Origin of the sequence: Marinilabilia sp. (genome assembly GCF_016278715.1) — a bacterium.
Classification (GTDB): domain Bacteria; phylum Bacteroidota; class Bacteroidia; order Bacteroidales; family Marinilabiliaceae; genus Marinilabilia.
Genome location: NZ_JADQBH010000280.1, coordinates 1 through 21,184 on the forward strand (window position 1 = coordinate 1; position 21,184 = coordinate 21,184).

The following is a 21,184-nucleotide window of genomic DNA, read 5'->3' on the forward strand; positions in this document are numbered from 1 at the left end:
GTGAAACCGGAAGGTACGGTTGACTGGACAAGTTATTCAACCGCGGCACAAAGAGGAATGGTTGAGGAATTGAAAAATGATGACAAGGGGGTTCTGGCAGCTGCAAAACTGGATGGGACACTCCCGGAAGATGTTCCTGTGGAGGTTCTGCGCTTCTGGGAAAAAGAAAATGGGAAGTTGATTTTGCGTTTTGAATTGCTTAATAAACTGGACAAAGATTTAGAAATCGGAGCCTTGGGAATTCCAATGATCTTCAATAATATCCTTCACGAAAAACATCTGGATGAAGTTCATTCCGAAAATGTTTTTTTCGACCCATATATTGGTATGGACGCAGGGTATTTGCAAGCAGCTCGTTTGAGCGGAGAAGGACCGGTGCTTCTGGTACTGCCCCATGGCAAAACCCCGTTTGAGGCTTATCGTCCCTTGCTCGATGATCCCATGCCGCGGGGAATTACTTTTGAAGGATTTCATGAATGGATGGTTCACAGTAAAGCTTACGCGGAAAATGAGTGGCGTGATGCGGAACAATGGAACAATTCAACATCTGTGACTTTGGCACCTGGTAAATCTTATTCTGTTGGGGTTGAGTTCGTTTTGGCCGATAATGTTCAGTCCATCGAAGAAACGCTGATGAAGTATAATCGTCCTGTGTCTGTTGGATTTCCAGGATATGTGTTACCACAGGATGTGGATGGAAGTATATTTGTTCATTACGACAAAAAAATTGAATCAATTGTTGTACAACCTGAAGGAGCACTCTCTGTAGAAGAGGCAAGGTCAACTGCCAAAGATTGGAAGAAGTATCGGATTAAGGGTAATAAATGGGGACGAGCTCGTCTCTCTATTACTTATGAAGATGGTTCTTTGCAAACCATCAATTATAAAATAATCAAACCCGAAGAGGAAGTTGTTGCCGATAATGGCCGTTTCCTGACCAACGAACAGTGGTTTGATGATAAAAATGATCCTTTTGGACGTGGACCATCGGTAATTACCTACGATTATGAAGAAAAACAGCAGGTAACTCAGGACAGTCGCTCATGGATTGCCGGATTGAGCGATGAAGGTGGAGCCGGAAGCTGGCTTAATGCCGTAATGAAGCAACTTGTACAGCCCAATCCTGCTGAGATTTCCAAAATGGAAGATTTTGTAAATCAAACCCTGTGGGGAGGAATTCAGTATTCGGAAGGAGAGCACAAATATGGAGTTCGCAAGAGTCTCTTTTATTACGAACCCGACAGTATGCCTGATGGCACTTACCGTGATGATATCAATTATTCCACCTGGGCGGCCTGGAGTAAAGAAGCATCAGAGAATGTAGGACGATCATACAATTATCCGCATGTAGCAGCTGCTCATTGGGTAATGTACCGTCTGGGACGGAACTATAAGGGTTTGGTAACGCAACGCTCATGGGAATGGTATCTGGAGAATGCTTTTCATACCGCGATGGCAATGGTTGAGCAAGCCCCTCATTATGCTCAGTTTGGTCAAATGGAAGGAACCATTTTCCTCCTGGTGTTAGAAGACCTGAAAAGGGAAGGCTGGGAGAAGCTGGCCGAAAATCTGGAGTCTGCAATGCGTGAAAGAGCAGAGCACTGGGCGTCACTCAATTATCCTTTTGGTAGTGAAATGCCCTGGGACTCCACGGGCCAGGAAGAAGTATATATGTGGTCGAAATATTTTGGTTTCGACGAAAAGGCCACGGTTACTTTAAATGCCATTCTTGCTTACATGCCTACTGTACCTCATTGGGGATATAATGGAAGTGCCCGCCGCTACTGGGATTTTCTATTTGCGGGAAAATTGTCCCGTGTCGAACGTCAACTCCATCATTACGGTTCTGCATTGAATGCAATTCCCGTTTTGCATGCCTATAAAGAATTACCGAATGACATTTACATGTTGCGTGTAGGTTATGGGGGAATGATGGGCGCTTTATCGAATATTACTCAGGATGGTTTTGCTCCTTCAGCATTTCATTCTTTTCCATCAACACTGCGAAATGACGGAATTTCCGGGGACTATGGGCCGGGCTTCTTTGGTTATGCGGTCAACACCGAATCATTTATGGTTAGGCATGATACGTTTGGATGGATAGGCATGGGAGGTAATATCAGTGTTAAGGATGATTGGGTAACCCTGAATTTGACGACAGCTGCCCGCTCGCGGGTATTTATTGCTCCCGAAGGATTAGAGATTTCTCTGCTGGCAGGAAAAATCAAAAGTGTGTCATATAATTCCGAATCTGGAGAGGTTCGCCTGGAATTGGATGTTAAAAACGATTATACACCGAAAGCTCTGATGCTCATAAAATCAATTAATGATTCCGAAGCTAAAGAATATAAGCCGGTCAAATTTTCTGAAAACGAAAGGGGTGTTTTTGAAATTCCTTTGAAGAAGAAATTAAGCACAATTTCGATTCAAAAATGAATTTAAGAAACCAGGAGCATCCGATAGTCATTGATTATCGGATGGTTTCTTCCTTTTGGACAAAATCTTATTTATTATGAAAATTTATCTAATAATAATTTTTGTTTTTCTTATTGCGCTACCTGTTACAAGTCAGGATGATGAAATACTTGCTCTAACCTCTACAATGAACAAGGTCGACGAGGAGTTTAAGATCGGGAAACCTCCGAAAAATCTGGAGCTCGATGATTTTTATCAAAAACACGTTAATGTTTATGGTATTCATATCATCAGTTCACATAGAGTTCCGGATTCAGCCATCCATGTGGCATGCGGAATTATAGAATTTATGACTGATGGTTTACCAAAAGAGGTGTTGGAGCAGATGCAGAAGAAGAATACCTGCGTAGGAATCATGGCCCGGTACGAAGGTACTACTGATATTCCCGAGCATGCTCATCTCGCCAGTGATACCAGTCTCAATTGGGATGTGAGAGCCAGAGGACTTGGCGGAACACTTGAACTGCCTCTTACTACATGTGCTGAAGAGAATCTGCTTTGTTACCAGATTGATAAGTATCATGCTGAGGATATTCTGATTCATGAGTTTGCGCACACCATACATGATGTAGGCATACTGCCTCTGAAACCTGACTTTAACGAAGTGCTTCAGGAAATGCTTGATGCCGCTCTTGCCAATGGGAAGTATCATAACACCTACGCTGCCACCAACGTCTGGGAGTATTGGGCAGAAGGAGTTCAAAACTGGTTTAATGTCAATGCTGATGTTCCCAATCCTGATGGGAAGCATAATCATGTAAATACGCGAAGTGAAATGAAGGTTTATGATCCTGACTTGTATGACCTTGTGGGTGAATACTTTCCAGATTTTGACATCAGTGAATGTCCTTCATGTCATATAACAGAATAAAAGAACTATTAAATATTTATATATCATGGGAAAAACAAGCCATACTATTAAGTTTATTTTATTGGGTGCAGCTGTTTGGTTAGGTGCCTGCCAGCAGCCCGCAGATGAGAAACACTATATTGATACAGATGGTGCTGAGGTAATTTCATTCAGAACATTACAGTTTGGGCTGGATGAGGTGAAGTTGCTTGAAGGGCCTTTTCTGGAAGCGACCAAACGTAATGAGAAGATTCTCTTGAACTATGAACCGGATCGTTTGCTTGCACACTTTCGGGAACAGGCAGGTCTGGAGCCAAAAGCGGAGCATTATGGGGGATGGGAAGGTGAATCATTATCCGGACACAGTCTGGGACACTATCTTTCTGCTTGTGCGATGATGTATAAAACAACTGAAAACGAAGAATTCCTCAAAAGGGTAAATTATATAGTAGACGAGTTGGATGAAGTTCAAAAAGCAGATGAAGATGGATACATTGGGGCGTTTGAAAACGGGAAGAAAATTTTTGAAGAGGAGGTTGCCAAAGGTGAAATTCGTTCTGCGGGATTTGATTTGAATGGGATCTGGGCGCCAATTTATACTCAGCACAAAGTTATGGCAGGATTGATGGATGCCTACCAGTTGTGCGGAAATAAAAAAGCACTGGAGGTGGAAAAGAAGTTTGCCGATTGGCTTGGAACAATCGTGGAAGACCTCACTCACGAGGAAATACAAAAAATGTTGCATTGTGAGCATGGTGGCGTGAATGAATCCTACGTTGAGTTGTATGCAGTGACAGGTGAGGAGAAATATCTCGAATTATCAAGAGTTTTTCATCATGATGCTGTATTGAAACCGCTGTCGGAGGGCAAGGACATTCTTCCCGGACATCATGCCAATACGCAAATTCCTAAATTAATTGGACTTGCCCGTCGTTATGAACTCACCGGCGATACGACAGATCGCAAAACGGCAGAATTCTTTTGGGAGCGTGTTGTCAATCACCATTCGTATGTAACAGGAGGAAATGGTGATCACGAATATTTTGGTGCCCCCGATACACTCAGCAATCGCCTCAGTAGTAATACTACTGAAACCTGCAATGTTTACAACATGCTCAAACTCTCTAACCACCTGTTTAAATGGGAAGCAAATGCTGAAGTAGCTGATTTTTATGAGAGGGCTCTTTTTAATCAAATCCTGTCGTCGCAGCATCCCGAAACCGGACATGTTATTTACAACTTGTCGCTTGAAATGGGTGGGCACAAAGACTATCAGGATCCTTATGGTTTTACCTGCTGCGTCGGCACAGGGATGGAAAATCATGCCAAATATCAAAAAAATATCTATTTCTATAATGACAAAGAGTTGTTTGTGAGCCAGTTTATTGCTTCAGAACTTTTCTGGGCTGAGAAAGGTCTGAGATTGACTCAGAATACCCGGTATCCTGAGGAACAAAGCACTTCTTTTACATTTGAGTGTGAAAAACCGGTTGATTTGGTTTTACAGATTCGTTATCCATACTGGGCAGAGAAGGGAATGAGTGTTACAGTAAACGGAAAAAAAGTGTCTTTCAAAAAAGAACCACAAAGTTTTGTTTCGATCGATAGAACCTGGAAATCAGGAGACAAAGTGGAGGTTTCTTTTCCCTTTTCTTTACGTTTGGAGTCCATGCCTGACAATCAGGACCGAATTGCATTAATGTATGGTCCGCTGGTTCTGGCCGGACAACTTGGGCCTGAAGACGATCCTAATGCGTCTGATCCAATGTATGTTCCTGTTTTGATGGTAAAAGACCGGAACCCGGAAGCGTGGACAACACCTGTATCTGATTCTCCTAATACCTTTAAAACTGAGAATGTAGGACGCTATCGGGATGTACTGCTTAAACCATTCTACAAAACGCACGACTGGCGATATACTGTTTACTTCGATATTTTTGATGAAGCCAAATGGGAGAAATTTCAGGAGGAATACGAAGCTAAGCAGGAAGCTAAAAAGGAGTTGGAAGAGAGAACGTTGGATTTCTTCCAGCCGGGAGAGATGCAGCCAGAAAGGGATCATAATTTCAAAAGTAAAGACAGCTGGGCACATGAATACCGTCGTCGAAAGTATCGCGAAGCAGATCGTGGTGGTTGGATGTCTTGCGAAATGAAAATTGATGAAAATAGTTCTGCTCAACTTGCAGTTGAATATTGGGGCGGATATCAGGGAAGTCGTACTTTCGATATTCTGGTGAATGGGAATGTCATTGCTACCGAAAATATTTCCAACTCACGGCCCGGGGAATTTTATACCGAAGTTTACGATATTCCGGCAAATATTGACAGAACGGGTGGTGTCATTACGGTCAAATTCGATCCAAAGGATAACCATAGAGCCGGGCCTATTTTTGGTGTTAGGACGCTGACCAAATAATTGGAAAACTTGATTTGAATGCGACTTTCTTTAATGAACATTTTTTTAGTAAAAGTTTTGGCTGAATAGTATATATTCCCTGTGGTGAAAGAGTTTTTGCCGCAGGGGATTTTTTGTTCCCTAAGAAAAAATGACGATTTTGTATTTCGTTTATAAAGGAAATAGAATAACTTACAGATGTTATAGTTGTTTTCAAAATGATTAAGACTAAGCACTTCAATAATCAATATCGCCGCTTTGGCGTTGGCTTGTACGAATGTTGGCTAACGTGATGATTTCTCTTTCTTCGTAGGGAGAGCTAACCAATCATTTTTCTTTCAAGGAATGGTTGTCTCTCTTTAATGCTTCCCAACTATCCCGTTGTGTTTGTTGTGTCTCAAAAAGCTTTGATGCTCATTACTATCATAAAACAGAAAGTTTTTTCATTAGGAACCTTAATCGATACTCCGTAAAGCTCGTACAAACAACTGATTGTCAATTCATTATGAAGCCTGACGGACAGCCCGCAACTCGCTCGTAATAAAAGCTTTGCGTTTCTGCGTTTAAGCTTTTTTTAGCAGACTGTTGCTTAATCGCAGGTTTCAGAATTTAAACTCATTACCATGAAATATATACAAGGTATTTTACTTTTCATATTTTCAGTTTTATCACTAAATGCCCAGACGACAAAAACTGATTATCAGCGTGCCGATTCTATTTCTCAATTTAGAAATTTATTGCTACATGACGTTTTGGAGCTGAATTGGATTGACAGTACTAATATATTTTGGTACAAGACCAGAATTTCCCCCGATTATATCAAATTTTATATTGTTGATGCTGCCAATCAAAAGAAACGAGAGGCCTTTAATCATGACCGCGTTGCAAAAGCGATAAAAGAACAAATTGGTGTGAAAGTTGACCAAAACTGTCTTTCGTTGGACAATCTGGAATTTTCTGCCGATACCACCAGCTTCACTTTTGAGAAAAAAGACACTTTGTGGAAGTGTGAATTGTCGGGTAACTACCTTATTGAAGCTCTTTCTCCAAAAGAAAAAGAACCTGATTGGCCGCACTGGGGTGAAACTCGTGATGAGTTAGCAAACGACCCGGTATCCTCGCCCAACGGGGAATCTGAAGCTTATATTCAGGATTTCAATGTTTTTATCCGTAATGTACAGACCGGAAAGCGAACTCAATTGAGTTTTGACGGTGCTGCCGGAGATCTCTATTCTTCTTATATTTCATGGTCGCCTGATGGTCGTTATATTACAACTAATAAAGTTAAATTGCACAAAAAGAGGTACATGAGGTTTGTGGAATCATCGCCCGACAAGCAAATGCTTCCAAAAGTTCATGAGATCGAATATCTGCGTCCGGGTGATGTACTGCCTGTTCACAGACCTACCTTATTTGATGTTGAAAAAGAACTACAGATTGAGGTTGAAACCCGACCTTTTGAACATCAGTTTAGTATTTCTAATGTGCAGTGGGAGCAGGATAGTGAGGCTTTTACCTTTGAGTATAACGAGCGTGGACACCAGCGATACCAGATTGTAAGAGTGAGTGTCCAATCCGGGGAAGTAAGCGTTATTGTCGATGAGCAAAGTGATACTTTTATAGATTACAGCGGTAAACATTTCCGCCATGACTTGGAAAAATCTGAAGAAATAATATGGGCTTCAGAACGTGATGGCTGGAACCATCTTTACCTGATTGATGGCAAAACCGGAAAAGTAAAAAATCAAATTACCCATGGAGAATGGGTTGTCCGGGGTGTTGAATATGTGAACGAGGAGGATCGTACTATCATATTTAAAGGTAGTGGACGAAATAAAAATGAAGACCCCTACAATGAGCATTGTTATCAAATTGATTTTGATGGAAAGAGATTGATAGACCTGACCCCGGAGAAATTACAGCACCAGGCTCAGTTTTCTCATGATTATAACTATTTTGTGGATACCTATTCGAGTCCTGATACACCGCCCGTTTCGGTTTTGAGAAATTCATCGGATGGCAGGAGCTTAATGACACTGGAGAAAGCAGATATCTCCAAACTTGAAGAAAATGGATGGATTGCTCCCGAACCATTCGTGGCAAAAGGCCGCGATGGGAGTACAGATATTTGGGGCAATATTTATCGTCCTACAAGTTTTGATCCTAACAAATCCTACCCAATCATTGAGTACATCTACGCTGGTCCGCAAAGCTCGTTTGTTCAAAAAGGATTTAACTCATATATGTCGCCATTCAGCGGTCTGGCCGAGTTGGGTTTTATCATTGTTCAGATTGACGGAATGGGAACTTCAAACCGTAGCAAAGAATTTCATGATGTTTGTTACAAAAATCTGAAAGATGCCGGATTTCCTGATCGAATTCTTTGGATGAAAGCGGCTGCCGAAAAATATTCTTATATGGATACAACCAGGGTGGGGATTTTTGGAGGCTCAGCCGGTGGTCAGAATGCGATGGGCGCAGTGCTTTTCCATCCTGATTTTTATGATGCCGCGGTGGCTTCTTGTGGTTGCCACGATAACAGGATGGACAAGATGTGGTGGAACGAGCAGTGGATGGGGTATCCTGTCGGGCCACATTACATTGAATCCTCAAATGTAGAGAATGCCTACCGGTTAAAGGGGGAGCTTATGCTGATTGTTGGGGAGAATGATGACAACGTAGATCCATCGTCAACACTTCAGGTGGCTAATGCTTTGATTAATGCGGAAAAGGATTTTGAATTGGTAATACTACCCGGTGTAGGTCATACCCTGGGCGGAGAATACGGCGAACGAAAAAGACGCGACTTTTTTGTACGAACGCTTCTGAATTCTAAAACTCCTTGTTGGAACCAATAATCTCATAGTATGAAAGGTCTCGTTTTCGACATAAAGAAATTTGCCGTACATGATGGTCCGGGAATTCGTACTACTGTATTCTTAAAAGGCTGTCCTTTAAAATGTGCCTGGTGTCACAATCCGGAAAGCATTTGTGCTGCCATTAAGCATATCCCCAGGATACAAAGGGTTGGAGGTTCTTCTTTTGAAGTAATTGAGCAAGTGGGACGTGAAATGACACCAAATGAGGTGCTGAATGAAATACTTACAGATCGGGTTTTTATGGAAGAATCGGGTGGAGGAGTAACATTTTCGGGGGGAGAACCCTTTTTGCAATATGCATTTATGTTGGAGGTTATGATTCGTTGTCGGGACAAAGGAATTCATACTGTTGTGGATACTTCAGCTTATACCGATTCCGACAAATTAATGAAGGTAGCTCAGATGACAGATCTTTTCCTGGTGGATTTAAAAGTGATGGATGATAATTTGCATCAAAAACACACAGGTGTTTCAAATAAAATAATTTTAAAAAATGTAGAACTGCTTTCAGAAGAAAAGAGGTCACTTCGCATTCGTATCCCGGTTATTCCAGGAGTTTCATTCTCAAAGGAAAATATAATGCAAGTGATTAATTTCCTCAAACATCTCCCTCAGCCTCCTGAGGGAGTGGATTTACTCCCATTTCATAGAATTGGAGACCATAAATATGAGCGGTTGGGGTTACCAAATTCATTTAGGAATGTTAAACATCTCAACCTCAAAGACCTGGCGGGAATGCGCCAGCAATTTGAAGAGGCAGGAATTCGTGCTCACATCGGGGGGTAGGGTTCCTCCTGCCAAAATGCTCCAAACCGGATTCTTGGAATCAATTGTGATTTCTTGTGTTTTGGGCTTTGTCTTTTTGTTACTGTGAGATAATTCTTGTTTTTCTCAACCTAAACCTCAGTCTAAGCCTTTAGCTTAGCTGTTTAAGTTCTGAAAAAGTCGTTCTTTAATTGAGCTTAAAAGTTACACAAGATGTTCGAAAGAAAGATTAAAAAATTTAATTAATATGAAGCAGCGTATAGAAAAACTTCGTCGCCAAAGCATTGAGGCTGTTAATCGTATTTCTGTTGAGCGGGCTTTGCTAATTACAGATTTTTATAAGACCTCTGTTAATTCAGATGATCCCGTGCCTGTTCAACGGGCCAAAGCTTTTGAATACATCCTTTCCCGCAAGAAAATTTGTATTTCAGAGGATGAATTGATAGTAGGTGAGAGGGGGCCTTCCCCTAAAGCAACTCCAACTTACCCGGAAATTTCTCTCCATTCACTGGAAGATTTGGATGTGCTCAACAACCGGGAAAAGGTTTCGTTTCAGGTTGATGCTGAAACCAGGAAAGCTTATGAAGATATTGTTATTCCATTCTGGAAAGGTCGTTCCAACAGAGAAAAAATTATGCAGGAAATGTCTGATGACTGGATGAAAGCTTATGAAGCAGGAATTTTCACCGAGTTCATGGAACAGCGGGCTCCCGGGCATACTGTTGCAGGGAAAAAGATTTTCCATAAAGGAATGAACGACCTTATCCAGGAGATCGATTCTGTGCTATCCACCATTGAGGATTCCCTTGATTCCAAAAAGCAAATGATGCGTGCCGAACTAACAGCCATGAAGATTGCAGCACGGGCTATTGTGATGTATGCAACCAGGCATGCTGACAAGCTGAATCAATTAGCAGAAAAAGAGAAAAATACGGCTAGAAAAGAAGAGCTGCTTAAAATGGCAGGCATTTGTCGGCGTGTTCCCGCTTATGCCCCTTCCACTTTTCACGAGGCACTACAGCACTACTGGTTTATGCATCTTGGTGTTATTACCGAGTTAAATCCCTGGGATTCTTTTAACCCTGGCCGGCTTGATCAGCACCTTTGGCCTTTTTATGTTCGGGAAATTGAAAATGGAACATTGAACCGGGAAGAGGCTAAAGAAATTCTGGAGGCATTCTGGATTAAATTCAATAATCATCCGGCACCTCCCAAAGTTGGGGTAACAGCTCAGGAAAGTAATACATATACCGATTTCACCTTGATTAATATGGGAGGAGTTAAAGAGGACGGGACTGATGCCGTAAATGAGTTGTCATTTCTTCTTCTTGATGTAATTGAAGAGATGCGCCTGCTACAGCCTGGTACCATGGTCCAATTAAGTCGTGTAAACCCTGATGAGTTTATTGATAGGGCCGTTGAAATAACCAAAAGCGGTTTTGGTCAGCCTTCCATATTTAATACTGATGCCATTGTGGCGGAATTGAAAGGGCAGGGTAAAAGCCTGGTGGATGCCCGAAACGGTGGGGCCAGCGGGTGTGTGGAAAGTGGTGCTTTTGGCACAGAAAGCTATGTTTTGACCGGATATTTCAATTTACCCAAAATTCTTGAAGTTACTCTTCACAATGGAGTTGATCCACGCACAGGAAAACAAATTGGATTGAAGACAGGACCCGTATCGGAGTTAAAGGATTTTCACCAGTTATTAAAGGCTTTCCGACAGCAAGTGCAATATTTTGCGGGAATAAAAATAAAGGGAAGTAATGCTATAGAGAAACTCTTCATGGACCAGCTTCCCACCCCTTTCTTATCTCTGATTATTGAAGATTGCATAGCAAATGGAACGGATTATATAAGTGGAGGGGCACGCTATAATACCAACTATGTACAGGGAGTTGGATTAGGAACGATTACGGATTCTCTGGCTTCCTGGCGAATCAATATTTTTGAGAAAAAGATAATGCAGCCAGTAGAGTTTTTAGGCGCATTATGTAATAATTTTAGATGGAATGATGAACTCTTGCATCATTTATTGTATCGAACACCAAAGTATGGAAACGATGATAAAGAAGCTGACCGTCATGCAGGAGAGGTTTTTGAAATATTTTATGAGGCAGTTAACGGACACAAGAGTCCTCGTGGTGCCACCTATCGGATCAACTTACTCCCAACAACCTGTCATGTCTATTTTGGTAGTGTAATGCAGGCAAGTGCTGATGGACGAAAAGCAGAAATGCCTTTGTCAGAGGGGATTTCTCCGGTACAGGGAGCTGATACCAAGGGGCCAACTTCCGTGATGAAATCCGCGGCAAAAATTGACCACTTACGAACGGGAGGTACGCTTCTAAATCAAAAGTTTAGTCCCTCATTTTTTGAAGATGATGAATCTGTGAGAAAAGTTTCAGCCCTGGTCAGGGGATATTTTCGGTTAAATGGACATCATGTACAATTTAATGTTGTGGACGCTGCGACTTTGCGGAGTGCTCAGGATAATCCGGAACTATACCGCGACCTAATAGTTAGGGTAGCGGGTTATAGCGATTATTTTAATGATCTGGGGCCGGAACTTCAGAACGAAATAATTAAAAGAACAATGCACGGGTGTATTTAATAGTTTCTAAGCTTTTATTTGTAACTATTTTTAAGATTTATGCCTAGACCCAGGTTTTGGATGTGGTCCCTTTTTTATTATTTGTTGTGGGCCAAATGTCGGCCAACCCTAAAAAACAAAAACCGCAACCCTTTAAAAACTAAAGAATTGCGGTTTTACCTTGTGATCCCGAAGGGACTCGAACCCCCAACCTCCTGGGCCGTAACCAGGTGCTCTATCCAATTAAGCTACGGAATCGTTGCTGTTTCGAGAATGTGTTTCTCTCAAACGCGGTGCAAATATAGGTAAAATATTGTTTCCCGTGCAAATTGTTCTTACAAAAATATTGGTTTTTTATCTGCCTGAAAGTACCGTTTTTCGGGCAATTTTAAGATTTACAAAAGATTATGAGTACAAATTGGCTGTAGAAGAAAATTCAGTATTTCTATTTTGTAGACTTGGTGCATGAGTGTGATTATATTGAATCGGGCTGAAAAAAGAAATCGCCTGCGTCGAAAGGAAGTTTCGCCAGCATTTCATCTTCAATAGAGATTTTACATATCTGCCGGCCTAACCTGATGAGGACACTATGTTACTAGCCAAATTCCAGGTAATTAAATCTGTATTTCCAAAACGGGCAATACATTGTCTCATTTTTTAATCATCTTTGCACCTACAAAATCAATAAAAACAGACGTATGAAATTTATTTTTAAGACCATTTCCCTTTTGTCGATTGCACTTCTAATGCTGAACGGGTGTGAGCAGGTGGATGACACCATTACAGATATTCAGAAAACTGCGGCATTGCGCAATGTGGATTTTACTTATGACAGCCTGAGTACTGAATTGGTATTGCCGGAAGGAAGCCTGAGCGGCAAAACGTTTCAGGAGATGTATGAAAACAACAAAGAACTTTTTAGCGATGCATCCAATTATTCTGTGAAGATAAACACCCATTACACCGCTGACAATACCAAAGAAGATGCTGTTGATGCCATGTTTTCCGGAATGATGCAGGATATTATTCTCAACAATATTGCTGAGTCACCGGTTCGGTTTGAAACATCGGCTTTTGAAGTCGCAAAAAATGATGTTTTGGATATTTCCAGCAGTAGCGTAATAGGCCTGGAAACACACCGGTTGACAGTTATGTACATTTTTCGTCAGATTATTGCCGAAGAAGATTTAGATGCAAAAATTTCTTCAAAATTGAATTATGAGCTTGGTGTTGAAAAAGGAAATATAAACCTGGGAGAGATTCAGAGATATATTCCAACCAAAGCTTCTGATGAAACAAAGGCATTTGTCTCAGGTTTGCTTGAGTCGGGCTTGTTTGATGAGTAACTATATAAAAAAGAGGTTGAACCTGTTAAAGTGTTTCAGGCAGCCTCTTTTTTATTTTCTTCATATTAAAATACTCCGTTAAACTGTTACAAATAGTTGATAATTAATCTATTACAAAACCAAGCAGACGGATCACAACTCACTCATAATAAAAGTTTTGCGTCATTTCGTTACTGCGTTTAAGCCATTTTAACGGACTGTTGTATTACATATTTTCATAATGGACACGGTCCCACAGGAGTATGTCATCTGAATAGGGTTTCCGCTCCTTTTCTTTATGTCCAAAAACCATAATACCCAGCACTTCCAGCTTATCTGGAGCATTAATGATTTTCTTCACGTTGTCGGCTGCCATATTTCCTTCTTCACCGAGTCTTAAGCGTATCTGAATCCACGTCGACCCCAGACCAAGTGACTCAGCTGTCATCTGCATCATAATGGATGCTATGGAGCAATCTTCTACCCATACATCACTTTTATCGGGAGCACCCAAAACGACAATTCCAAGAGGGGCGCCGGAAAGAAAAGATGAGCCATGTGGTTTGCATTGAGACAGGGCTTTAAGGGTTTCAGCCTTTTCAACAACGACAAACTCCCAGGGGCGGTTGTTTTTGGAAGTAGGTGACCATAAAGCCGATTTTAGAATTTGGTCAATTTCATCCGGTGAGACTTTTTCTTCTGTAAATTTTCTGCAACTACGTCTTTTTTTAATTAAATCCAGCATCTTTTTCGAGTTTTCATTTGGCTCTTAAATTAATACATTATTTTTGGGAGTATCAAAAAAAAGAAATACCCTCTGATTAAAAAAGGGACCATCTATGAACGTTTTGATTATTGAAGATGAGCCACTGGCGGCAGAGAAACTTGTCGCGATGCTTAAAAAATACGATGCAGGTATTTCTGTTTTGTCCGTTTGTACATCTGTTACATCGGCTGTAAAATGGCTAAATACTAATCCCTCTCCGGATTTGGGGCTTTTTGATATCCAGCTGGGAGACGGAACGAGTTTTGATATTTTTGATAGCATGCAGATTCACTTCCCTGTTATCTTTACCACAGCATTTGACCACTTTGCCATCAGGGCCTTTAAGGTAAACAGTGTGGATTATTTACTCAAACCAATTGAGAATGAGGATTTGGCTGCAGCTATTCAAAAGTTCAAAAATGTGCATATTCCCCGCACCGATTCTGCTGATGTTCATCAGGCTGTAGCTTCAATGGTGAGAGCCATGAAATCAGAAAAAAAATTTCGTGAGCGCTTTGTGATATCCGTGGGGCAGCACCTGAAGGTGATTAACGCCTCAGATATTGTCTGTTTTTTCAGCGAAGAAAAAAATACGTTTATTCTGAATGCTGAAGGACGAAGCATTTATTTGGATCAATCACTGAATCAGCTTGAAGAAGATCTTGACCCCAATTTATTTTTTAGAACCAGTCGAAGGGAAATACTAAATTTCGGATACATCTCTGACATAATTAGCTATGGGCGAAGCCGGCTAAAAGTGAAAATTAATCTTCCCGGAGATTCCAGGGAGATAGTTGTCAGCAAGGAGCGGGTAAAGGCATTCAGAGCCTGGTTAGAGAATTTTAAAGGTAATTAATGGTTGAATTTCAATGAAGCATCCAATTTTCTTTTTCACTATTGTCAGGAGAAATTGAAATGTTAAGATTTAGAAGCGGGACAGGCTGATTCTTTCGAAATGTCCTCAGTTCTATAACACAAAGCTGGGTTGAGGGATTGATTTACGGCTTTGCCGAAAATCAATCCCTCAACCCTCCGGAATATCATTTAAAAGTCTGTCATTGCAAGCGTAATGAAACAATCTCTTTTCCTAAACCGGATATTAGTAATTCTTTTAATAAAGTTTAATTCAACTGATATATAGAATAAATTAAAATTAAAGAAGAGTTTTAACTTTTAAATTTGCTATCAATTTATTGAACAAGTATATTTTGAATTCACTTTTTGAGGGGATGTTTTTCTTGCATTAATGAGTCATCGTTTCCAAAAAAATTGAAAAAGATGTTGTAAAACACCCATTTTTTCTTCTTCATTTTATCGTTGAAGTTGGTTAATTCTGCTAATTTTGCGGAAAAATTTCTTTAAAGCAGGAAGAACCTTTCCATACGGGATGCGATCAAAAGGCAGCCCGAACAACTGTAGATTCAGCATATTGATTATTGATTTCAAATTTTACCGATTATTATTTCATCAAATAAATATTTATTACATGAAGCCAACACATATTGAACACATTGGGATTGCAGTAAAAAGCCTGGATGATGCCATTTCTTTCTACGAGAAAGTATATGGACTTGAGTGTTATGCCGTTGAAGAGGTTGCTGATCAGAAAGTGAAAACAGCCTTCTTTAAAGTTGGAGACACCAAAATAGAGTTGCTGGAATCTACTGATTCAGAAGGCCCTATTGGAAAGTTCATTGAAAAGAAAGGAGAGGGCATTCACCATTTGGCCTTTGCTGTGGACGGATTAGATGACAAATTGAAAGCAGCCGAAGAGGCAGGTGTTCGTTTGATCGACAAGCAACCACGAAAAGGTGCAGAAGGATTGAATATTGCATTCCTTCACCCAAAATCAACTTTCGGTGTATTGACCGAATTGTGTGAGACTCCAAAATAATATTTTCTCTGGACGAAAGGAATATTTTTAGACGAAACATAAAAACAATATATAATATGTCAAATCAGGATAAAGTCAAGCAGTTAATCGAGTTGCGCAATGAGGCGCGTTTGGGAGGTGGATTAAAGCGTATTGAAGCACAGCATGCCAAAGGGAAATTCACTGCACGTGAGCGCATTGAAATGCTTCTGGACGATGGCAGCTTTGAAGAGTTCGATATGTTTGTAACTCACCGTTGTACCAACTTCGGAATGGAGAAAAATAAGTTCATGGGCGATGGCGTGGTTACCGGCCACGGAACCATAGACGGCCGTGTAGTTTATGTTTTCTCACAGGACTTTACCGTTTTTGGTGGGTCATTGTCCGAGACTTTTGCACAGAAAATTTGTAAGGTAATGGATCAGGCCATGAAAGTTGGTGCACCTGTAATTGGAATCAACGATAGTGGAGGTGCCCGTATTCAGGAAGGGGTAACGTCACTGGCCGGTTATGCCGAAATTTTTGAACGCAACATCCTTGCTTCCGGTGTTATTCCACAGATTTCTGCCATCTTTGGTCCATGTGCCGGTGGAGCTGTGTACTCACCTGCACTCACCGACTTTATTATGATGACGGAAGAGTCCAGTTATATGTTTGTCACTGGTCCTAAAGTGGTGAAAACTGTTACCGGCGAGGACATTTCTATTGAAGATTTAGGCGGTGCCCGCGTTCACTCAACGAAATCAGGTGTTTCACACTTCGAGTTGGAAAGTGAAGAAGAGGGAATTATGCTGGCGCGTAAATTACTTTCTTATCTGCCGCAAAACAACCTGGAAGAGCCACCATTGGTGGATTGTATCGACCCAATTGATCGTCTGGATGATTCTTTGAACGAAATTATTCCTGATAATCCTAACCAGCCTTATGATATGAAAGAGGTTATCTACTCTATTGTAGATGAAGGCGAATTTTTGGAAGTACATCGCAACTATGCCAAAAACATTATTGTAGGTTTCTGTCGCATGGGAGGTGCTTCAGTGGGTGTTGTGGCCAATCAGCCCAACTTCCTGGCCGGAGTGCTTGATACGGATGCATCCCGTAAAGCAGCCCGTTTTGTTCGTTTCTGTGATGCTTTCAATATTCCGGTACTTACGCTGGTTGATGTTCCCGGATTTCTTCCAGGTAGCGGACAGGAATATGCCGGTATCATAACTCATGGTGCCAAACTTATGTTTGCTTATGGTGAGGCTACTGTACCTAAAGTAACCATCACGCTTCGTAAATCTTATGGCGGTGCGCACGACGTTATGAGTTGTAAGCAGCTGCGCGGAGACCTGAACTATGCATGGCCAACTGCAGAGATTGCCGTAATGGGTGCTAAAGGAGCCATTGAAGTTCTTGAAGGCCGGGCCATGAAAGATATTACAGACCCGGAAGAGAAGAAAAAATTCATGGACAAAAAAGAAGAGGAATACAAAGAGAAATTTGCCAATCCATATCAGGCTGCTTCTTATGGTTACATTGATGATGTTATTGAGCCGCGTAATACGCGTTTCCGCATTATCCGTGGATTCCAGAGCCTGCAGACCAAGAAGTTGACAAATCCTCCCAAGAAACACAGTAACATCCCATTGTAAAAATTCTATATTATGTTCTATATGTTAGAAGCAGTTAACTGGTCACAAATTTGGGTAATTACTGCTGTCGGATATTCTGTTGTTTTTGCAGCCCTTGTTCTGCTCATTTTTGTTTTCAAGTATGTGCCTAAGGTGCTTAATATGCAGTTGAAGCGCAAATTGATAAAACAAGGTAAGTATGTTGAGCGGGGCGATTCCGAAGAACAGTTTATTGCCGGCGAGGTGAATGCTGCAATTGGTACTGCACTTGGACTGTATTTCTCAGATCTCCATGATGAAGAGAGTAAAATTATCACCATTAAACGAGTGGAAAGAAGATACTCTCCATGGAGTTCGAAGATATACAACATCAATAATGTTTTGCCGACTACGCATAGATGAAATAGTTGGCATTTGCCTGATTAATTAATCAAATGGACATAAAACTGTAAGCATTCAGAGCTATTGTCTCTGGTGCTTACAGTAAATTTGTCGCCTGACCTTTAATAAACTAGTGTAAACATGAAAAAATTTGATTTTTCCATAAATGGAAATAAATACCACGTTCATATCAAAGATATTGATGACGATATTGCATCGGTTGAAGTGAATGGAACTTCCTATTCTGTTGAATTACAGCAGGAGATGAAAAAAGTAAAAACACCCAAACTGGTGCGACAGGAAGTGAAGCCTAAACCCGGTGAAGGCCACATAGTGAAGAAATCATCAACCGGAGAACACCAGATTCTCGCTCCATTACCCGGAAGTATTTTCAAAATGCTTGTTAAAGTTGGAGATGAAGTGAAGAAAGGCGATACCTTATTGGTGATGGAAGCTATGAAAATGGAGAACAATGTAATGTCCGACAAGGATGGAACAGTGAAAGAGATAAAAGTGAAAGAAGGAGATTCAGTGCTGCAAAGTGATGTACTCCTGACTCTTGAATAGTGTTTTTTATCTCGATTGTTTAATCATCGGAGCTTTTATTTTTTAGCTTCCTTCAAATATTCTTTAAAGTGAGAAAATTTGTAACAATATTTACGGTTCTCGGACTGTTATTCATGGTTTCAGTGCTTGCCGGAGGTGACGCATCCGCTCAGGATGTGATACAAGGCGGTGCTGACAGTGGTAGTGCGCTATCAAAAGGAATGAGTACTTTCTGGAACTATACAGGATTTTCCAATATTACACTGGGAAATGTTGTTATGCTTCTTGTCGGGTTGTTTTTTATCTTCCTGGCGATTCAATTCAACTACGAACCTTTATTGCTTGTCCCCATCGGAACTGGTATTATCCTTGGTAACATTCCTTTTATCGATGGATTTCAAATTGGTATTTATGAAGATGGTTCGGTTCTGAACTATCTCTATTATGGTGTTGTTAAAGGAATATATCCACCTTTGATTTTTTTGGGTATCGGTGCTATGACCGACTTTTCATCACTTATTTCCAATCCACGCTTGATGCTTTTGGGGGCTGCTGCACAGATTGGCGTATTTGGAACTTTTATTGGTGCAATGGCCCTGGGGTTTGAAATCCATCAGGCAGGTGCCATTTCAATTATTGGTGGTGCCGACGGACCTACTGCTATTTTTGCTTCCTCCAAACTGGCTCCCGAACTGATTGGTAGTATTGCCATTGCCGCCTATTCCTATATGGCACTGGTGCCTGTTATTCAGCCGCCTATTATGAAGCTGATGATTAGCAAAAAAGAGCGGTTGATTAGGATGAAACCACCCAGAGCTGTTTCAAAAACTGAAAAAATTCTGTTTCCGCTTATCGGTATGATTCTCACCCTCTTTATATCACCAACAGCTTTGCCTTTATTGGGTATGCTTTTCTTTGGTAATCTGCTTAAAGAGAGCGGTGTAACGGAACGATTGGCTGATACTGCCCGAACAAAAATGATTGATATTGTAACGATTCTTCTGGGACTTACGGTCGGTGCATCCACTCAGGCAAGTGTATTCTTAACCAAAGAATCCATGATGATCTTTGTTCTGGGAGCTGCCTCCTTTATTGTGGCGACTGCCGGAGGTTTGCTTTTTGCAAAAATCATGAACCTGTTCCTGAAAGAGGGAAATAAAATTAATCCATTAATTGGTGCAGCAGGTGTTTCTGCTGTTCCTGACAGTGCCCGGGTCGTTCAGCACGAAGGACTGAAAAGTGACCCGACTAACCACCTGCTGATGCACGCGATGGCTCCAAACGTTTCGGGAGTGATTGGCTCTGCTGTGGCAGCCGGTATCATGTTGAGTTTCCTTATGTAATAAATATCCTTTTAGTAATTGGTTGATTGAAGAAGAGACTTCCGCTTGTCGGAGGTCTCTTTTTTGCTTTAATACCAATGAAAAATGCCAGCCAATTTCAAAACCACAGGGACGTATATCATAAATTATTTCCTTAGGGAGTTTGTGGCCCGGAAAAATCAAAAGGGAGAGACAGTTGACCACGGGCTTCATCAGTGAGATACTTCTGTTTCTGAGTTTCAAATACCGATTCCAATTCCGACCTGCATCTGCCGCAGGAAGTGGATGCAGCTGTTTTGATAATGACATCCTGAAGCAACGCAATTGGATGCTTGCTTACAATTTTTGCAATTTCTTCTTCAGTTACTCTATTACAGATGCAAATTATTTTTGACATAAAAAAGGCTGTTGTGAAACCGCAAAATTAACACAACAGCCTTATTATACAAGTTCAATATGAAAACAGCCCGTAAAACAATCCCAAAATCAGATGTATCAAAAAAATATTTCGATAATTTCGGGATATGCCAGGTCTAACCACTAATTATGCCATTTATCGCAAATCAATTACATCCACATCGGGATGCTCTTCTGATTTAAATATGAATAATGAAGGCTCAACAGGGACGTTGGTCTCCATCTCATTTATTTCAATGATGTAGTTGTTTCCGTCTTTTCCAATCTGACGTATTCTGGAAATATGATTGTTCGCCTTGTTCACATAAAGCTTAATTCGTGAAAACGGTTTATCCCTGTCCTCAGGAAAAAGATCCACAATTTGTATCTCATTTCCGTCAGTTATTTCCTCACCGGCATAGATATATCTGAAACCATTCTCGTGAAGACTGAAAATATTGGATGGACTTAATGACATCTCATCATCGGGGTCGGGGGTTGAAATATTAACTTCTCCCACTTCTGTCAGGTAAGTCCAGAGAGTTTCGCCATCAAAGTAGCTCTCAGCATTCATAACATCGGCCTTGTATTTATTTCCTGATATCAGGATGCTTCCGTCATAACTGTCCGAAATGTCAGCTTGCTTATTTTCAAGTGTGAAGGTAAAATCGGCTTTAATGGAGTTGTATGATTTTGTTACTTCTGATACTTTATCCAAAATTTCTTTTGCCTTGATTACTTCAGGACTTTGGGCCGAAAGCAGCGATGCCGCAAAGAACAGAGAAATGCTAAGTATTGTAATATTCTTCTTCATTGTATATTTCCTTTTTCAATGGACATTCAATTACCGTTCCAAACTACTTTATATTATCAAAAAGTTTCTCCAATTCGTATTCGTCCGGAATTAATACCTGGCGGGCTTTACTTCCTTCAAACGGCCCCACAACCCCTGCAGCTTCAAGCTGGTCGATGATGCGCCCCGCACGGTTATATCCGATGGAAAAT

Annotated in this window: 17 protein-coding genes and 1 tRNA gene; 13 read left to right on the forward strand and 5 right to left on the reverse strand. The window is 41.0% G+C overall.

The window, feature by feature from the left end:
- From QZZ43_RS17025 to hypD, 6 genes are all read left to right on the forward strand, one after another.
- Positions 1 to 2,436 (forward strand): DUF5695 domain-containing protein (locus tag QZZ43_RS17025; protein WP_291861838.1); only part of this gene is annotated, 2,436 nt, incomplete at its 5' end.
- A gap of 76 nt (positions 2,437 to 2,512) precedes the next feature.
- Positions 2,513 to 3,346, forward strand: coding sequence for a hypothetical protein (locus QZZ43_RS17030; RefSeq protein WP_291861840.1), 834 nt, complete (start codon positions 2,513 to 2,515; stop codon positions 3,344 to 3,346).
- Positions 3,347 to 3,371: 25 nt separating this feature from the next.
- Positions 3,372 to 5,741 carry a glycoside hydrolase family 127 protein gene (locus tag QZZ43_RS17035; protein WP_291861841.1) on the forward strand — a complete coding sequence of 790 codons (2,370 nt, stop codon included), beginning with the start codon at positions 3,372 to 3,374 and terminating at the stop codon, positions 5,739 to 5,741.
- 602 nt (positions 5,742 to 6,343) lie between these two features.
- Complete coding sequence (locus QZZ43_RS17040) at positions 6,344 to 8,578, forward strand: S9 family peptidase (RefSeq protein ID WP_291861843.1); 2,235 nt, start codon at positions 6,344 to 6,346, stop codon at positions 8,576 to 8,578.
- Between the two features lie 9 nt (positions 8,579 to 8,587).
- The gene (locus QZZ43_RS17045) at positions 8,588 to 9,385 is read left to right on the forward strand and encodes a glycyl-radical enzyme activating protein (RefSeq protein WP_291861845.1); all 798 of its coding nucleotides are present in this window, start codon (positions 8,588 to 8,590) and stop codon (positions 9,383 to 9,385) included.
- A 226-nt stretch (positions 9,386 to 9,611) separates the two neighbouring features.
- Positions 9,612 to 11,975, forward strand: a complete 2,364-nt coding sequence (gene hypD, locus QZZ43_RS17050) for a trans-4-hydroxy-L-proline dehydratase (protein ID WP_291861848.1) — start codon at positions 9,612 to 9,614, stop codon at positions 11,973 to 11,975.
- Positions 11,976 to 12,138: 163 nt separating this feature from the next.
- On the opposite strand, the gene QZZ43_RS17055 is transcribed toward hypD, so the two are convergent.
- Positions 12,139 to 12,212 (reverse strand) — tRNA-Arg (locus QZZ43_RS17055).
- 440 nt (positions 12,213 to 12,652) lie between these two features.
- Here QZZ43_RS17055 and QZZ43_RS17060 point away from each other — a divergent pair.
- Positions 12,653 to 13,300, forward strand: a complete 648-nt coding sequence (locus tag QZZ43_RS17060; protein ID WP_291861850.1) for a hypothetical protein — start codon at positions 12,653 to 12,655, stop codon at positions 13,298 to 13,300.
- 205 nt (positions 13,301 to 13,505) lie between these two features.
- Here the strand turns inward: QZZ43_RS17060 and QZZ43_RS17065 are convergent, their stop codons facing one another.
- Positions 13,506 to 14,024, reverse strand: a complete 519-nt coding sequence (locus tag QZZ43_RS17065; RefSeq protein WP_291861852.1) for a nitroreductase family protein — start codon at positions 14,022 to 14,024, stop codon at positions 13,506 to 13,508.
- A 94-nt stretch (positions 14,025 to 14,118) separates the two neighbouring features.
- Here QZZ43_RS17065 and QZZ43_RS17070 point away from each other — a divergent pair, with 94 nt between their 5' ends.
- The 6 genes from QZZ43_RS17070 (at position 14,119) to QZZ43_RS17095 (ending at position 19,804) form a co-directional block, all read left to right on the forward strand.
- Positions 14,119 to 14,901 carry a LytTR family DNA-binding domain-containing protein gene (locus QZZ43_RS17070; RefSeq protein ID WP_291861853.1) on the forward strand — a complete coding sequence of 261 codons (783 nt, stop codon included), beginning with the start codon at positions 14,119 to 14,121 and terminating at the stop codon, positions 14,899 to 14,901.
- A gap of 630 nt (positions 14,902 to 15,531) precedes the next feature.
- Positions 15,532 to 15,939, forward strand: coding sequence for a methylmalonyl-CoA epimerase (gene mce, locus QZZ43_RS17075; RefSeq protein WP_291861854.1), 408 nt, complete (start codon positions 15,532 to 15,534; stop codon positions 15,937 to 15,939).
- A gap of 56 nt (positions 15,940 to 15,995) precedes the next feature.
- Positions 15,996 to 17,555, forward strand: coding sequence for an acyl-CoA carboxylase subunit beta (locus QZZ43_RS17080; protein WP_291861856.1), 1,560 nt, complete (start codon positions 15,996 to 15,998; stop codon positions 17,553 to 17,555).
- 12 nt (positions 17,556 to 17,567) lie between these two features.
- Positions 17,568 to 17,936 carry an OadG family protein gene (locus QZZ43_RS17085; RefSeq protein WP_291861857.1) on the forward strand — a complete coding sequence of 123 codons (369 nt, stop codon included), beginning with the start codon at positions 17,568 to 17,570 and terminating at the stop codon, positions 17,934 to 17,936.
- A 120-nt stretch (positions 17,937 to 18,056) separates the two neighbouring features.
- Positions 18,057 to 18,482, forward strand: coding sequence for a biotin/lipoyl-containing protein (locus QZZ43_RS17090; protein WP_291861859.1), 426 nt, complete (start codon positions 18,057 to 18,059; stop codon positions 18,480 to 18,482).
- Positions 18,483 to 18,550: 68 nt separating this feature from the next.
- Positions 18,551 to 19,804 (forward strand): sodium ion-translocating decarboxylase subunit beta, encoded by a 1,254-nt coding sequence (locus QZZ43_RS17095; protein ID WP_291861860.1) that lies wholly within the window; start codon positions 18,551 to 18,553, stop codon positions 19,802 to 19,804.
- 133 nt (positions 19,805 to 19,937) lie between these two features.
- On the opposite strand, the gene QZZ43_RS17100 is transcribed toward QZZ43_RS17095, so the two are convergent.
- The 3 genes from QZZ43_RS17100 to QZZ43_RS17110 all read right to left on the reverse strand — a co-directional run bounded on the left by QZZ43_RS17100 (position 19,938) and on the right by QZZ43_RS17110 (position 21,177).
- Complete coding sequence (locus tag QZZ43_RS17100) at positions 19,938 to 20,180, reverse strand: bacterioferritin-associated ferredoxin (protein ID WP_291861862.1); 243 nt, start codon at positions 20,178 to 20,180, stop codon at positions 19,938 to 19,940.
- Positions 20,181 to 20,336: 156 nt separating this feature from the next.
- Positions 20,337 to 20,993 carry an outer membrane lipoprotein carrier protein LolA gene (locus QZZ43_RS17105; protein ID WP_291861864.1) on the reverse strand — a complete coding sequence of 219 codons (657 nt, stop codon included), beginning with the start codon at positions 20,991 to 20,993 and terminating at the stop codon, positions 20,337 to 20,339.
- Positions 20,994 to 21,036: 43 nt separating this feature from the next.
- Positions 21,037 to 21,177, reverse strand: coding sequence for a DNA translocase FtsK (locus QZZ43_RS17110; RefSeq protein WP_291861866.1), 141 nt, complete (start codon positions 21,175 to 21,177; stop codon positions 21,037 to 21,039).
- Between the last annotated feature and the right edge of the window lie 7 nt (positions 21,178 to 21,184).